The organism is Gracilibacillus sp. JCM 18860, from assembly GCF_055395245.1.
The window spans coordinates 3,030,571-3,045,329 of record NZ_AP043868.1 but is presented as its reverse complement, the minus strand read 5'-3'; the positions used below and the strand labels follow the sequence as shown (position 1 = coordinate 3,045,329).

The 14,759-nt window shown below is 37.1% G+C and carries 16 protein-coding genes; 8 read left to right on the top strand and 8 right to left on the bottom strand.

Features of this window, described 5'->3' with window-relative positions:
• Window positions 1–21: 21 nt before the first annotated feature.
• Entirely contained in the window at window positions 22–510 is a 489-nt protein-coding gene (locus ACZ5R4_RS15470; RefSeq protein ID WP_464367574.1) for a DinB family protein, read from the bottom strand.
• A 389-nt stretch (window positions 511–899) separates the two neighbouring features.
• Here ACZ5R4_RS15470 and ACZ5R4_RS15465 point away from each other — a divergent pair, with 389 nt between their 5' ends.
• The 5 genes from ACZ5R4_RS15465 (at window position 900) to ACZ5R4_RS15445 (ending at window position 4,841) form a co-directional block, all read left to right on the top strand.
• On the top strand, window positions 900–1,715 hold the full coding sequence (locus ACZ5R4_RS15465; protein ID WP_054860395.1) for a CAP domain-containing protein: 816 nt from the start codon (window positions 900–902) through the stop codon (window positions 1,713–1,715).
• 253 nt (window positions 1,716–1,968) lie between these two features.
• A complete protein-coding gene (locus tag ACZ5R4_RS15460) occupies window positions 1,969–2,298 on the top strand; it encodes a four-helix bundle copper-binding protein (RefSeq protein WP_054788083.1) in 330 nt (109 codons plus the stop codon).
• Window positions 2,299–2,323: 25 nt separating this feature from the next.
• Complete coding sequence (locus tag ACZ5R4_RS15455) at window positions 2,324–2,776, top strand: DUF2188 domain-containing protein (protein ID WP_054860396.1); 453 nt, start codon at window positions 2,324–2,326, stop codon at window positions 2,774–2,776.
• A gap of 228 nt (window positions 2,777–3,004) precedes the next feature.
• The gene (locus ACZ5R4_RS15450; protein ID WP_109982839.1) at window positions 3,005–4,357 is read left to right on the top strand and encodes a PepSY-associated TM helix domain-containing protein; all 1,353 of its coding nucleotides are present in this window, start codon (window positions 3,005–3,007) and stop codon (window positions 4,355–4,357) included.
• Between the two features lie 13 nt (window positions 4,358–4,370).
• Window positions 4,371–4,841, top strand: a complete 471-nt coding sequence (locus ACZ5R4_RS15445; RefSeq protein ID WP_109982840.1) for a hypothetical protein — start codon at window positions 4,371–4,373, stop codon at window positions 4,839–4,841.
• Between the two features lie 78 nt (window positions 4,842–4,919).
• On the opposite strand, the gene ACZ5R4_RS15440 is transcribed toward ACZ5R4_RS15445, so the two are convergent.
• The 5 genes from ACZ5R4_RS15440 to ACZ5R4_RS15420 all read right to left on the bottom strand — a co-directional run bounded on the left by ACZ5R4_RS15440 (window position 4,920) and on the right by ACZ5R4_RS15420 (window position 10,377).
• Entirely contained in the window at window positions 4,920–5,801 is an 882-nt protein-coding gene (locus ACZ5R4_RS15440) for a manganese catalase (protein ID WP_109982841.1), read from the bottom strand.
• 207 nt (window positions 5,802–6,008) lie between these two features.
• Window positions 6,009–7,277, bottom strand: a complete 1,269-nt coding sequence (locus tag ACZ5R4_RS15435) for a hypothetical protein (protein WP_109982842.1) — start codon at window positions 7,275–7,277, stop codon at window positions 6,009–6,011.
• A 27-nt stretch (window positions 7,278–7,304) separates the two neighbouring features.
• Window positions 7,305–7,745: a hypothetical protein gene (locus ACZ5R4_RS15430; RefSeq protein WP_109982843.1), complete on the bottom strand. Its 441-nt coding sequence runs from the start codon at window positions 7,743–7,745 to the stop codon at window positions 7,305–7,307.
• 53 nt (window positions 7,746–7,798) lie between these two features.
• Complete coding sequence (locus tag ACZ5R4_RS15425) at window positions 7,799–8,563, bottom strand: sporulation protein (protein ID WP_464367573.1); 765 nt, start codon at window positions 8,561–8,563, stop codon at window positions 7,799–7,801.
• 371 nt (window positions 8,564–8,934) lie between these two features.
• Complete coding sequence (locus ACZ5R4_RS15420) at window positions 8,935–10,377, bottom strand: glycoside hydrolase family 1 protein (RefSeq protein ID WP_109982844.1); 1,443 nt, start codon at window positions 10,375–10,377, stop codon at window positions 8,935–8,937.
• Window positions 10,378–10,695: 318 nt separating this feature from the next.
• Between ACZ5R4_RS15420 and ACZ5R4_RS15415 the strand changes: the two genes are divergently transcribed.
• Together ACZ5R4_RS15415 and ACZ5R4_RS15410 are read left to right on the top strand one after the other, a co-directional pair.
• Window positions 10,696–11,430 (top strand): MurR/RpiR family transcriptional regulator, encoded by a 735-nt coding sequence (locus ACZ5R4_RS15415; RefSeq protein ID WP_109982845.1) that lies wholly within the window; start codon window positions 10,696–10,698, stop codon window positions 11,428–11,430.
• A 161-nt stretch (window positions 11,431–11,591) separates the two neighbouring features.
• Window positions 11,592–12,086 carry an SRPBCC family protein gene (locus ACZ5R4_RS15410; protein ID WP_109982846.1) on the top strand — a complete coding sequence of 165 codons (495 nt, stop codon included), beginning with the start codon at window positions 11,592–11,594 and terminating at the stop codon, window positions 12,084–12,086.
• A gap of 79 nt (window positions 12,087–12,165) precedes the next feature.
• Here the strand turns inward: ACZ5R4_RS15410 and ACZ5R4_RS15405 are convergent, their stop codons facing one another.
• Together ACZ5R4_RS15405 and ACZ5R4_RS15400 are read right to left on the bottom strand one after the other, a co-directional pair.
• A complete protein-coding gene (locus ACZ5R4_RS15405) occupies window positions 12,166–13,620 on the bottom strand; it encodes a flotillin family protein (RefSeq protein ID WP_054788074.1) in 1,455 nt (484 codons plus the stop codon).
• 15 nt (window positions 13,621–13,635) lie between these two features.
• On the bottom strand, window positions 13,636–14,145 hold the full coding sequence (locus ACZ5R4_RS15400; protein WP_464368502.1) for a hypothetical protein: 510 nt from the start codon (window positions 14,143–14,145) through the stop codon (window positions 13,636–13,638).
• 258 nt (window positions 14,146–14,403) lie between these two features.
• On the opposite strand from ACZ5R4_RS15400, the gene ACZ5R4_RS15395 reads away from it, so the two are divergent.
• A complete protein-coding gene (locus ACZ5R4_RS15395) occupies window positions 14,404–14,748 on the top strand; it encodes an NIPSNAP family protein (protein ID WP_054860405.1) in 345 nt (114 codons plus the stop codon).
• Window positions 14,749–14,759: the final 11 nt, after the last annotated feature.

Genomic DNA, 14,759 nt, shown 5'->3' with positions numbered 1-14,759 from the left:
TGTCAGGATAGACAGTCTCTTTCATTCTTCATCGGCACTAGAACCATATAAACCTGGTACAGGGACCTCGAGGAGTCGTAAATACAAGGTTAATTGCCCTCTATGATGATACCAATGATTGAGGACAAGAGATCGGATGAAAGTATATCGCGGTCCTTTCATTAGGATCTCTCCATTTTGTTTCATCTGCCATTCTGCAAATAACTCCTCTGTTCCCCATTCAGTTAGCCAACCACTAGCTATCCGACGATTATGCTCAAATGTATCCAAAATTTCTGATACAGAAGATGCCTCAGGAAGTGGCACTGTCGGAACCTCTCTTATTAATTCACTAAAATATACTGTTAGCTCTCCAGGTAACAAGGCAATATGAAGCCCTAATTGGCCAATCGACATCGATTTTTCATGAGGTCGAAAGGTTAAACAACCCTCTGGAATACGACTTAATGCTTCTTTTGTTTTCTCTGCTTCATCCTTAAATTCTTCTAATAATAACTCTGATAGATTCATGCTATATACTCCTTTCCCATTTGCCAGAATTGTTATGTTAATCATAGCAGAATAACAAGCACGACATTACTTCTAAATTGCTCTAATTCAACCACTCTGTTTCACAGGAAAGATTCTCCTATTATATTACAATTGTCATATGGCTGTTATGCTATAGAAAAGATATGTAAATATAAATGCCCCTAAAAAAATTGTCAATACCAAATTACAAGAAAATAATGCTAGTTTATTAGAAATTATCCAATTTTGTGGAAAGGAATCTCTTATTCTTAAAAGGTTTAATATAATATAACCCTCAAAAATTAATATTGGAAGTATTATCCTCAATTATTACAAAAAACACATGCTATGATGATAGAGAAATAAATAACAGAAGGAGTGTTTTTTTCATGTTAAAGAAAGTTGGAATTGGAATAGCATTAGCTGGTACAGTGCTATTTGGTAGTGCATTCTCACAACAAGACGTAGAAGCAGAGCAACAAGCCCATATTCAAAGTAAAATTAACTCTAATATAGATTGGACAAAAATACAGAATGGAGATATTCAAAGTTTAATAGACAAGCTTTGCAACAACCTCTCTAACGGTGAAGAGCAGTCCAATAAACAAAAGCAAGAAGATAAGGCAAAAGAACAAGAGCAACAAACAGAACAAAATACTGAGCAAGAAAAGCAACAACCAGTTGCTAAAGAAGAACCAAAGAAAGAGCAAAAAGAAGAGCCAAAAGAAGAACCAGCAACTGAACAAAAAGCACCTGAACAAACGAATAATAATACAGAGCAAGCTAAAGAACCATCTAATACTCAGGAACAAAATGATACAGAACAGCTTAGTCAATTTGAACAACAAGTGGTAGCATTGACAAACGAAGAACGTCAAAAGCAAGGTTTATCTGCTCTAGAAATTGATACAGAACTAAGTAAAGTCGCTCGTGAAAAATCTAATGATATGGCAACAAACGGCTATTTCAGCCACAACAGTCCAACATATGGTTCTCCATTCGATATGATGAAACAATTCGGTATTAGCTATAAAACAGCTGGAGAAAATATTGCCAAAGGACAGCAAACACCAGAAGAGGTAGTGAATGCTTGGATGAACAGTGAAGGACACCGAGCAAACATTTTAAATCCTGACTTCACTCATATTGGTGTTGGCTATGTAGAGCAAGGAAATGTTTGGACACAACAATTTATTGGTAAATAAGTAAAAGGAAGATCATAGGTGCCAATGCCTATGATCTTTTTTTATACGTTAGAAAAAGGATAAAATTTCTACACAGGAGAAGTTCCGATGTAGCTGGAATTTCAAGGTACCGAGTCTAAGGAAAACTAGACATTCGCCAAAGAATGAGCGAATGCGAGTTTTCCTAATGCCTCCCCTTACATATTTGTATGTTTATTTATTGCATGAAGCGGAAAAGTATAATATAGAACAAATTTTAAATGGAGGTTTTAGGATGAGTCACCAACAATACCAAGAACTACTTGAAACATTGCACGAATGTATGACAGCATGTAATCACTGCTTTGATGCTTGTTTGCAGGAAGAGGATGTAAAAATGATGAGCGAATGTATTCGATTAGATCGAGAATGTGCAGAAATATGTAGTTATTTAGAGTCAGCTATTTCACGAAATTCACCTTTTATTTCCGAGTTAGCTTCGGTTTGTGCCACAATATGTGCAACATGTGGAGATGAATGTCAAAAGCATCAGCATGAGCATTGTCAAAAATGTGCAGAAGCATGTTTTCGTTGTGCAAAAGCATGTCAAGAGATTGCATTTTAATTCGTTTGAAGGGGAGAGGATATAAATGCCTTGGGATACACAGGATTATCCAAGCTCATTGAAAAACTTAGATACAGCTGTAAAGAAAAAAGCAATTGATATCGCAAATTCCATGATAGACGAGGGTTATGATGAAGGACAAGCCATTCCAATAGCAACAGAGCAGGCCAAAAAATGGTACGATAATGCTTCAGAGCATGAACGAAATCAGGTTATGCAGATGAGTGACGAGGATCTACGAAAAAGAGATGAAAATTCGCAAGATAGTCGTCCGGAGCTCTTAGAAAAAGGAGAACATGTCATTCCACATGAGAATGGCTGGGCAGTTAAAACGCAAGATGCGAAGCAGGTTTCTAATGTATACCAAAGGAAGAACGAAGCAGTAAAACGGGCACAGGAGATTGCAGAAAATAAGCAAACAACGGTTATTATCCATAAAAAAGACGGATCAATTCAAGAAAGAATAAACAAATCCTAGCTTTACTTCCATCAAAGGGACAGTGTTTGTTAGCGAAACTTATCAAGATGCTTAGTGTCCGTTTCAAGATTTCAACGAATAATTAAGGATGAACACTGTGATTGAATAGCTGGTGAACCATTCAGTTCATCAGCTTCTTTATTATTCACAATATTGTCATTGGTGAATGGTCAGATTCTCGATTAGAATGATAGTAATGATTACTATTTAGAATTGAGGACATGATAAATGGATAATAAAAGTAAACAAAAGTCATCCGCCAACATTTACCAAATCGTTTGGCGTTGGCACTTTTACGCAGGAATTATTTTTGCTCCATTTCTTCTTATACTTGCGATTACAGGAGCGATTTATTTATTTAAACCCCAAATAGAAGGCGTACTCTATGAAGATTATTACAATGTGATCGAACAAGGAGAAAAACTTGCGCCATCAGAACATATAGAATCAGTATTGGATCAATTTCCTGAGGCACAAATCACCAGTTATCGACCAGGTGAAGAGCGTACACGTTCTGCTGAAGTCAAGATCAGTCTGAACGGGGAATCGTATACTATTTTTGTGAATCCCTATACTGCAGACATCATTGGAAAGTTAAATGAAAAGGACCGTTTCATAGATAGAGTAGAAGAATTCCATGGTGAATTAATGATTGGTACCGTCGGTGATCGGATTGTAGAATTGGCTGCTTGCTGGACCTTGCTATTAGTTATCACTGGATTGTATATCTGGTTCCCAAAAACAAAAAAGTCCCCTTTTGGTGTGATTTTTCCTAGATTTAAAAAAAATAAACGAATTCTCTTTAGGGATCTCCATGCAGTCTCAGGGGCTTGGTTGTCATTAGCCATTATTTTTCTTGTCATCACTGGTTTATTATGGTCTGGTTTCTGGGGTACAAAGGTTCAAAATCTTACGACAAATGCTGGTATTGGCTATCCACCATCCATTTGGGTAGGAAGTGCTCCAGAATCAACTATTCAAACAAAAGATATTGCAGATGTCCCATGGTCTGCCCAAACAATGCCCGTTCCTTCTTCCGATCAATATGGAGGGTTTGTCCCGATAAGTATTGATGATGTTGTACGTATTACTAATGATGAAAATATATATCCAACCTATGAGGTTATCTATCCTAGCAGTCCCGAAGGTGTCTTTACGATCTCTGTATTTCCTCCAAAGGCAAAGGATGAAGCAACCCTTCACATTGATCAGTATACTGGTGCCATCCTAGCTGATTATCGCTATGAGAACTACAAGCCATTAGGTAAATTAATGGCTTGGGGTATTACGGTTCATAAAGGACTGGAATATGGTGTAATGAATCAGATTATTGGCCTAATTGTTTGTATGGGGATCGTCCTTCTAGTCATTAGTGGCCTTATTATGTGGTGGAAAAGAAAACCGAACAATAGGCTTGGAGCACCAACTGGACCAAGTATCATTACAAAAAAAAGAGTGACCATCCTACTTCTTCTGTTTAGTTTTGTTTTTCCCTTAGTAGGTCTTTCAGTCATTTTTGTTTTTGTACTAGATTGGCTGATTCTAAGAAGAATACCAAGACTAAAACAATTCTTTTATTAAGGCTGGTGTAAAAATGAAAAAGTATGCTATTTTATGTTGCTGTATACTCTTAGCAGCATGCTCTGCTAACCTTGTAAAAGAAGGTTCGGCAGAGCTTTATCATACCGAATATCCGCTCGAGTTGGAACTAGATTTACCAACAAAGATAGCACCTAAGCAAGTTTTTTCTGTTCGTGTTTTATTAATAAGAAATGAAGTGCCAATTAATGAGTTAGAAGGGGTCCAACTTAAGGTTTGGAAGAATGAACAACCAAATCGAATACTTGAGTCCAACCTAGCCTATGAAAAAGAAGGTTGGTATCAAACCGATCTGACGCTAACCGAAGATGGAATTTACTTCTTACAAGTTCTAGCGAGCACTGATCAGTCTTCTATTTTACCAACCAAACGCTTTATTGTTGGTGAATTATCGGATGAGGAATTAAATCAACTCAAACAATTAGAGGAAAAGCCAGATCAAGAATCACATCACGAGCATCATTAGGCTATTCCTATAAAAACATCGTGCAAAAATAAAGCACAAAACCATAACCTGGCTTTGTGCTTTTACTGTAATTTTTATTTAATTTCTATTTTCATTCTGTTCCTCGTAGGCCGCAGATTCTACTTGTGGAGGTGCTGGCTTACTTGGATCTGGGCTATTATGAATATACGCTGGTGCTTGGGATAACTGAGGGACTTGTCCCATTGCTTTAGGATCGGATACATATTCAAAATTACCTTGTTTATCCATTGTCTCACCACTTGCCCATCTCCCCTGTGCACTTTCCTCTCCATTCGAGAAATTCATAAACGAATAAGACACTTCTTGCTTTTCTAAATTTTGTGGAAATGTACTTGGAACAATCGCTTTCTGATTCTGCTCCAACTCTTCAATTGCTGCCATCCATTGATTCTGGTGCATGGTATCTCTTGCAATTAAGAAAGATAACATATCCCGAACGCCTGGATCAGTAGTGGATTCATAAAGTCTTACAACTTGAAGACGTCCTTGAGATTCGGCATTTAAATTCGCTCTAAAATCAGCCAATAAATTCCCACTGGCAATCGTATACCTAGAGTTCCACGGGTAGCCTGTACTGTCAGTTGGAGTAGCACCTAGACCTGAAACAATCACATGTTGCGGATTCATTCCGCCAAGAACTGCCTCCACAGCAGGGTTTTTTGCAGCCTCTTCTTGATCCCTAGCTGGAGCTCCATCTAATAATTGAGCTATCATCGTAGAAATCATTTCAACATGGGCAATTTCTTCTGTTCCAATATCCAATATCATATCCTTATATTTTTGCTCTGCCCGACAGTTCCATCCTTGGAATAAATACTGCATCATTACCGTTATCTCACCAAATTGTCCACCTAGAATTTCCTGAAGCTTTTTAGCGTAAACGGGGTCTGGTTTGCTTGGTTTGGCATTATACTGAAGCTCTTTCACATGAAAAAACATGAACTGATTCCTCCATTTTCAGATAAATAGATACATATTCCATTACGTATTTGACGACAAAGATAGTTTCCCATTCGATCATCATTTTATGTAAAATTCTTTAAATCTTTATCATTTAATAGTCCTTAACAACACAAAAAAAGAATAGACATTAACATAGAATACGTTAATATCTACTCTTCCTCTTAATAATGTTGGTTTTTCGCTCTATTTTGTAAAGGCATCTAATAATATCACTTCTCCTGACTCCGCATCCACACAATAATGGCAGTCAAGCTTACCACAAAGTACATATTTCTGTTTAGCATAATCATATACATAGTATGGCTTTATGAGAAGATGTTGCTCTAGATTCTCAAATGCCTCTTCTTTTCCTACCATTACTTTATCCTCTGATTCAAAATTCTGAAACATTTCTAGAAAGGAACTTGTATCGATATAATTAAGCACCTCAAAGGTTTTCGGATCAAGCATCACTACAAGCTTTTCATTAAAGATTAGTTTGTTTTGCTCATTTAACTTTAACACGGCATGAACCATTTCCATATCTCGATATAGATGGTCTAGCACCCATTTTCCAGAATCATTTGGATATACCTTACGCATAAAATTTTTTACGGTTTCAAAGCACTTCTCCTGCTCCTCTTTCGTTATAGAGAGCATATCAGGACTTGGTTCATTAGCATAAGCTGTATCTGCAGAAATTTCCCTATTCACATCAATCTTTTTTCGTACTATATCGTTGTCAAGTCCACTCTTCCATGTTAATAAATGCTTTATTTTTGTACGCAACGCTTCCGGAATACCGATATCGAAATTTAAGGTTTGTTGTTCCTTATTTGTTACGAAAACCTCTTCCATCGCATAGGCTTGTTTCCATTTTTCTTCTTCCATTACTGGGAATTTAATGATATCAATCTGCTTATAGGCAAGCTCTATTACCGATTCCTGTGTTAACGTAAATGATTCTACTTCGACTAAATGCTCAGAAGGAAATTCCCCATGAACGGCAAAAAGAAGCAGCCTGCCCTCCTGATCTAGTTTTACCTCAATTTGTCCTGATGGGGAAATAGCTATTCCATCTATGCTTGAAACAAATAACCAGCGATTTGCTTCTTCTTTTGCTAAATGAAATAAATTCGATGAGATATTCGTCTCTTGTTCTATCCATTCCACAATCGCATTCGTATCTGGTGCTTCAACGCGGAGATCGGTAAATGTTTTTTCTCCAACAAAAATAATACTTTGTATTTGCTTAGAGTGTAGATCGATTTCTACAACGGCTGTTCCTTCTGGGTTAAGATCTTCATCCTCGTAATCGGGCTTATGCAACGGAAACCATTCCATACACAATGTATAAACCGTCTCTTGGTAAGTATTTACTTTACGCTGAATACTAGAAGTTTTTAAAAAATAGGAATCTAGCTTTAGTTTCTCTTTTGTCCAATCGACTAAATCTTGTAATCTTTTATCCATGTATACTTCACTCCCGCTGTCTCTTCCTTATTTAAAATCTTGTAGATAGCTTGCAACATTTTCAGGGATAGAAAAACTTAGCTTGTTATCCTTCATCACTAGATCTACAAATGGAACATTTTCATAGGTAATAATCTTCGCTACCTCTTGAAGTCGTTTTTCCTCATTCGTTGACTCACCTAATCGGATCGTTTGTTGTTTGTTCATTAAAAAGGTACTCCCTGCTATAGCCTCTGAAGGGACCTGTGCTAACTCCCACTTATCTAGCTTCAAAGAGGATACAAAATCAGCTATTTTCTGATTGTCTGCAATAGTTGTCTGTAATTCCCCGTTTGTGGACGATAGCACCTCTATTTGTTGTGCTTGATCGAAGCTACTACCCAAATTAGTATCATTTTTATCACTACAACCAATTAAAAAAGCGGTGATTGTCGATATGCATAGTACAGGAAATAAGAATTTCTTCATATTAACCTCCAGCGTAATCTTTAAAGCCGAGAAAAAATAAATTCTCGGCATCTTTAGTTTTCAATATATTGGCTAATCACGTCTTTTAGCCTTTTTGCTACATATAGAGTTCCTTGCTCCATCTCAGATTCTAATATGGTGATTCGTACATTATGCTCATCCATATCTAATGCTTCTGCAAACAAGCTGCGGAGCCCTTTTGCCTTTCGATCCACCTGCAATACGATTTCAATTCGATCCTCTTGTAGAAGGAATACTGCTTCTAATTCATCTAAGTCTGCATTAAATTCCTTTAATGGGCGAAATTCAAACTCCTGAATATATCCATGATGATCAGAATATTCCATATCAACTTTCTTCAGCTCAAACGCTAACTCATTGGTTAAAGCTTGAAGACACGTATCCATCCATTTATGTGGAGCTACTTGTAAATAATCCCGATCATTTGGATCAATGGCTTGTGGAATATCTAGCCCTGTTTGTATCCATGCTCTCGTACGGTTAATAGTCGGAGGCGTATGAATCGGTAAAGGAAATTCGAAATCAATGACCTTTGTTTCCCCTACTCCGATAAGAAAGGACTCATTGAGTGCGAAGCGGTGGAGTACAATATTTTCGTAATGTTTACGATCGTTTCTTTCTCGTAAGGCCTCTGTCATAACGAAAAGGTTAATTTTGTCAACCTTTTGCTCTATTCTTCCACCTTTAATTACTACCTTTCCTTGCAGTATATCTCCAGGTCTTAGTCTTTCGTTTGTTAATTGCGTGTCAACCTCCGCACTACCAATTCCTGCACTCGCAAGTAACTTTTTATACATGTACACTCTCCTCATTCTATCTCAAGGATTTTATTGTTTATTCTAAAAGGACAAATGCCCTTTATTAAAATACGTTAAAAATTACCCATTAGTTTCATAAATCAAAGGAAAAATTACTTCTTCATATTCCGTTGTCACAAAATGTTAAATATTTTACGGGAGATACGGATAGATCTATGCTTATAGAGGTTTTGGCTGCAGCTTATTATTCATGCACCTGGGGCGTATTAGGAAGAGATCAGGATGATTAAGCGATGTCCTTTTATTTTTTTCCTTTTTAAAAGTATAAAAAGAGGGAACGTATCCCCTCTTTCTCAACATATCTTACCATATTCACTTCAGATTATTTTTAGAACAAATTTTTTTGAGCGTTATAATTCTTCTCCATTTGTTTCAATGACGTTTTGATACCAGAAGAAAGATTTTTTCCTCTTTCTATCTAATGTTCCACTTCCATCATCATGCTTATCGACATAGATGAAGCCATATCTTTTTGCATATTCACCTGAAGATGCACTTACTAAGTCAATACATCCCCAAGCAGTATAACCCATTAATTCCACACCATCATCTATGGCTTCCCCCATTGCTCTAATGTGTTCTCTTAAGTAGTCAATACGATAATCATCACGAACACTACCATCTTCTTCTACTTTATCATATGCACCTAACCCATTTTCTACGACAAATAGTGGTACCTGATAGCGGTCATATAATTCATTTAAAGAAATACGAAGTCCTATTGGATCTATTTCCCAACCCCAATCACTTGCCTCTAGAAATGGATTTTTTATTCCACCCACTAGATTTCCGTGACCAACTTCTTCCGGGGACTTCTTCTTCTTTTCGGTGCGAGACATGTAGTAACTAAATGAAATGAAATCCACTGTTCCTTCTTTGATTAGTTCCAGGTCTCCATCTTCCATAGCAATGTCAATATCATTTTCTCTAAAGTAACGATTGATAAAGCTAGGATATTCGCCACGAACTTGAACATCTCCACAAAAATTGTTAAAAATACGAGATTCTTGCTGTGCATACATAACATTTTCGGGGTTACTATCATAAGCATAAACTGGAGCGTAGATAAGCATGCAGCCAATTTGTGATTCTGGAATGATCTCATGTCCTAATTTTACTGCTATCGCACTTGCAACAAATTGATGGTGAAGACCTTGGAAACTTTCTTGAAGACGGGTCTCCTCACTTGTTGGTGAAAAGCCAAGACCGAAAAGTGGCATATGAGTGGCACCATTAATTTCATTAAATGTTAACCAATATTTCACTTTATTTTTATAGCGATTGAAAATAACCTTTACATAACGTTCAAAAAATTCGACTAGCTTTCGATTTTTCCATCCACCATATTCTTTGATTAGATGCAACGGCGTTTCATAGTGTGCAATAGTGACTAATGGCTCAATACCGTGTTTATGAAGTTCATCAAATACACGATCATAGAAAGCCAAGCCCTCTTCATTTGGTTCTAGCTCGTCCCCATTAGGGAAGATACGACTCCACGCTATACTCAAACGAAAAACCTTAAAGCCCATTTCTGCAAACAACGCGATATCTTCCTTATATCGGTGATAAAAATCGATCGCTTCGTGGTTGGGATAAGAATATTTAGTTGTATCCATCTCAAAATCAAATCCAGCTTGGGATAAAAGCTTCAACCTCGCCTTTCCACCAGGTAATACGTCTGCAAGGTTAAGACCTTTTCCACCTTCCTTGTAAGCACCTTCTAATTGGTTCGCAGCAGTTGCTCCTCCCCATAAAAATCCTTCAGGAAACGATAAGTTACTTTTTGCCATTAGCTTGTCCCTCCTATGTCTTTATCACAGCTTTAGCCGTCCGTAAGACCCTCACTCTAAGATTTGATAAGATTAAAGAATGTTTTTTCAGGGTAACTAACGTGACGCTACGCTATCCATCGAGGATAGAAATTCCCCTGATGAAAATCTCACTTTACTAGTGATTATATAGTTTATGTTAATTAGGGTAAACAACACTTGGTGCTTTCGTTTCAATTCACACATTTTGTGATTTGTTTCATAGTTGTTACGTTATGTAACATTAACTAAATTATGCTATGATATTAGAAAATGTTGAACTAGGTGGGAGAATTGAAAATGTTTACTCATGAAATGATTGCTTCCTTTAATGAATTAGAGACAGCTTTATACAATTACATCTCGCAAAATAGTGAGAAAGTGGCTTATATGCGAATAAGAGAGCTTGCTAATGAAACACATGTCTCGACTGCTACCATTTTAAGATTTTGTAGAAAGGTACACTGTAACGGTTTTTCTGAATTTAAAATAAAGTTAAAAATGAGTTTAGAGGAGAAGAAAAAAACGGTCATTAAAAGTCCGCATCATTCAATTACAGAATTCTTTGAAAGAACATTAAGTGGGGATCTAGAAGCATATATGGATAATGCTGCAAAAACGATTTCTACAGCGGGAAGTGTTATTTTTATAGGATTAGGGAGCTCAGGTATATTAGCAGAGTATGGGGCTAGATATTTTTCGAGCCTTGGGAAATTCTCCCTTTATATTAAAGATCCACACTTTCCTATCCATACGAAATTTCGAGATAATAGTGTCACGATTGTTTTATCTGTGTCTGGCGAAAATCCGTTCACCGTGACTCAGGTCAATCAATTAAAACAGGAGGGTAGTAAAATCATAAGTATTACGAACAATAAACTTTCTACCATCGCCAAGATATCAGATATTAATTTATCTTACTATGTAACAGAGGAATGGTTTCAAGATGCCAATATTACGACACAAGTTCCGGTTGTTTATATATTAGAGTCATTAGCTAGAAAGATTTCAGCTTATTTTGATAAAACAAGATAAGCGGTATTATCCTCCATTCCCTTAAATAATTATTTGACAACAATATTCCTTAAATGGTATATTCCTAATAAGGAATAAATAGTTGGCTAAAGGTGGTATCTGTATAAAAAATGAAATCAGCTTTAGGCAGAACTAATTAAATAATTATTGGAGGAATTCTTATGTCAAATCAAATCAGCTTCACCTATACCTTTCATGCCCCACGTGAACTTGTGTTTAAGGCATTCACTGAAGCAGATCACTTAAAGAACTGGTGGGGACCAAAAGGGTGGAAGTTTGAAGTGCTTCAATCAGATTTCCGTCCGGGTGGTGTCTTTCTTTACAGCCAAAAACCTGACGACGGGGACGCAATGTGGGTTAAATTTGTATACAGTGAGATTGTTACACCAGAAAAAATCGTTTACTCTAGCTTCTTTTCCGATAGGGAAGGTAACACTATCCGTGCACCCTTTAACGAAAATTGGCCACTAGAAACCCTAACTAGCATGTCGTTCATGGAAGATGGAGGAAAAACAACCGTTACAGTGACTTTGGCGCCTGTATCCGCAGCTGAGGATGAGATCAACACCTTTATCGAATCAAAAGAAATGACTCAGGAAGGATTTATCGGAACCTTTAAGCAATTAGAAGATTATTTATTGAACACATCAAAATAATGAAGCGAAATTGTATGAATTAAAAGGTAAGGAGTCTCCTATCATAAAGAAGTCTCCTTACCCTTTATTTCTACAAACATTATTCTTCTACTTCGCTAAACTCCGGTTTCCGTTCGTTCGTAACGGCTAAACCTTCTTTTATTTTTGACTCACTGTTCGATGAGATATTATCTAGCATTCCTTTTAGATCTACACCTGATACATCCTTTAACGTTTCAGGTAGCTGGCTCATTAGCTTTGTCACATAATTACTCATTCTTGCAGCACCATCACCTTCACCATTCCCATTATCGATGACTGTTACCTTATCAATAGAACGAACTGGTTCAGCAACCTTTGCAGCAAAATCTGGAAGCATATCAATGATCATCTCTAAAATAGCCGCTTCCCCGTATTTCTCCATTGCTTCTGCTAGCTTTTCTTTTGCCTCGGCTTCAGCTAGACCTTTTTGGCGAATTGCATCTGCTTCCGCTTCCCCATCAAGGCGAATTTGTGCAGCCTCTGCTTCGGCTTGCTTGACACGTGTGACTTTATCCGCTTCTGCTTTTTGCTCAGCAGCATAGCGTTCTGCCTCTGCCTTTTTCGAAATTTCTGCCTCGTATTGACGCTGCTTTCGTAATACTTCCTTTTCATCAATCTCAATTTGTTTATTTTTCTCTACTAACTGTATTTGCATTTCTTCTTCCTTGACACCTTGTTCCGCTTTAGCAGAATGTAGCTTATATGCCATGTCTGCTTCTGCTTTTGCCGTATCCTGTTCACGCTTATATTGGGCTACCTTTAATTCTTTTTCTTTCTCGGATTCTGCAATCTGGGTTTCACTTAATAATTCGGCACGTTTTCCCTCTTGCTCTGCTTGCGCCTTTTGAATTCTTGCATCTCGCATAGCATTGGCTTCTGCAATTTGAGCATCTCGTTTTACTTCAGCAATTCTTGGCTTTCCTAAAGCTTCTAAATAACCGTTCTCATCCTGAACATCTTTGATGGTAAAGGAAACAATTTGTAATCCCATTTTCTTCAGATCAACAGCTGCTTGAGTTTGTACCTCTTGTGCAAAACGCTCACGATTTTTATAAATCTCTTCCACTGTCATCGTCCCTAAAATAGCACGTAAATGCCCTTCTAACACTTCTTGTGCTTCCTTGCGAAGCTCAGAGTCATCTTTTCCTAGAAATTGCTCACCGGCAGTTGCAATACCCTCTGTCGTGCTTTGTACTTTAATAATAGCTGTTCCATCTGCCATAACAGGCACACCATTTTCTGTATAGACATTTGGTGTGGAAATGTCCAGGCTATGGGAGCGAAGGCTAATATTCTCTGCTCGTTGGAAGACAGGAAGTATGAAGGCACCACCGCCACGAACAATCTTAATACCACCTCCATCTTCTGTTTTATGTACATTCTTACTCCCTAAAAAACTACCTGTCACTATCATTGCATCATCAGCGCCAACCGTTTTGTACCGTACGGCGAACAAGATGGCGAAGGCAACAATAACTGCAACCACTACACCAATAACTACTAAAAAATCCATTCCATTTCCTCCTTTTTAAAATTCGTTAAATTCCGAAACATAAAGAATCTGTTCTTTTATTTCTACCACTAGTACCTTCTTACCTTGTTTAATCTCTTCTTTATCAAAACTTGCGGCTATTTCATTCCAACTCCCGCTAGGTGATTGGATCAACACCTCACCCATACCTGTAGCAGGAATGGTAGTGATCACTTCTCCTACTTTCCCTTTAAGGTCATGAACAGAAATCGATGTAGAGGATTCTGCATTTGACATGGGAATGACTAAAAAATAATAGATGAGGAGATAGGCACCTAAACCTATTAGAAGACTAATGAGAAGAACATATATCTCAGATAATTCGGAATACTTTGACCACAGTACTCCAGATCCAGCAACCACAGCCAATGTTCCAAAAACGAGTAATGGATTAAATAAATCTCCAATGCTATCAAACAAACTATCTAATATTCCATCAAAAATATTACCGAGAAATAAAGAAATAAGAGCAATACCTAAACTACCCCACAACAGCCACCAATAGATATCTACTGCCTCAATGAGAATACACCTCCTTCACTCTTATATACGAATCAAAAGGAAAAAGGTTTCCATTTTTTCAGGATTCGCACTGCTTCCTTTGATTTCTTCAAATTGTTACCACACCTTACCATTTTAATGGAAAATTCTGAAGTATTCCACCCTTAAAAAGAAATTTGATCTATATAACTTTCAAGAGGAAAAAGGGTTTTTCTAAAGTCGAAACGAAAGTTATAAGGAGAAAATTGAAAAGGATGTGTCCACATGTTTTATCGAAGGAAATTTTACATTGTTAAAAATGAATTTATTGATATTTTTAATAAGCATTTTTTAGAAACAAATTTGCCTAATCAACTGAAATATGGTGCAAGATTAGTTGGTAGATGGATGATCCCTCATTCAGATACTACTACAGAGATTTTTGCTATTTGGGAGTATGATAGCTATGAAAGCTATCAAGAAATTGAAAAGAATGTGAGGAGTGATTCTAAGCATCTTCTTCGGATCAAGGAATGGTATACGAAGCACGGAGGGAGGGAATATGTATTTAAGACCTTTTTTCTAGAGGTACGAAATGAAGAAATTCACTCAACAATACCTTATGAATAGATTTCTTTAAA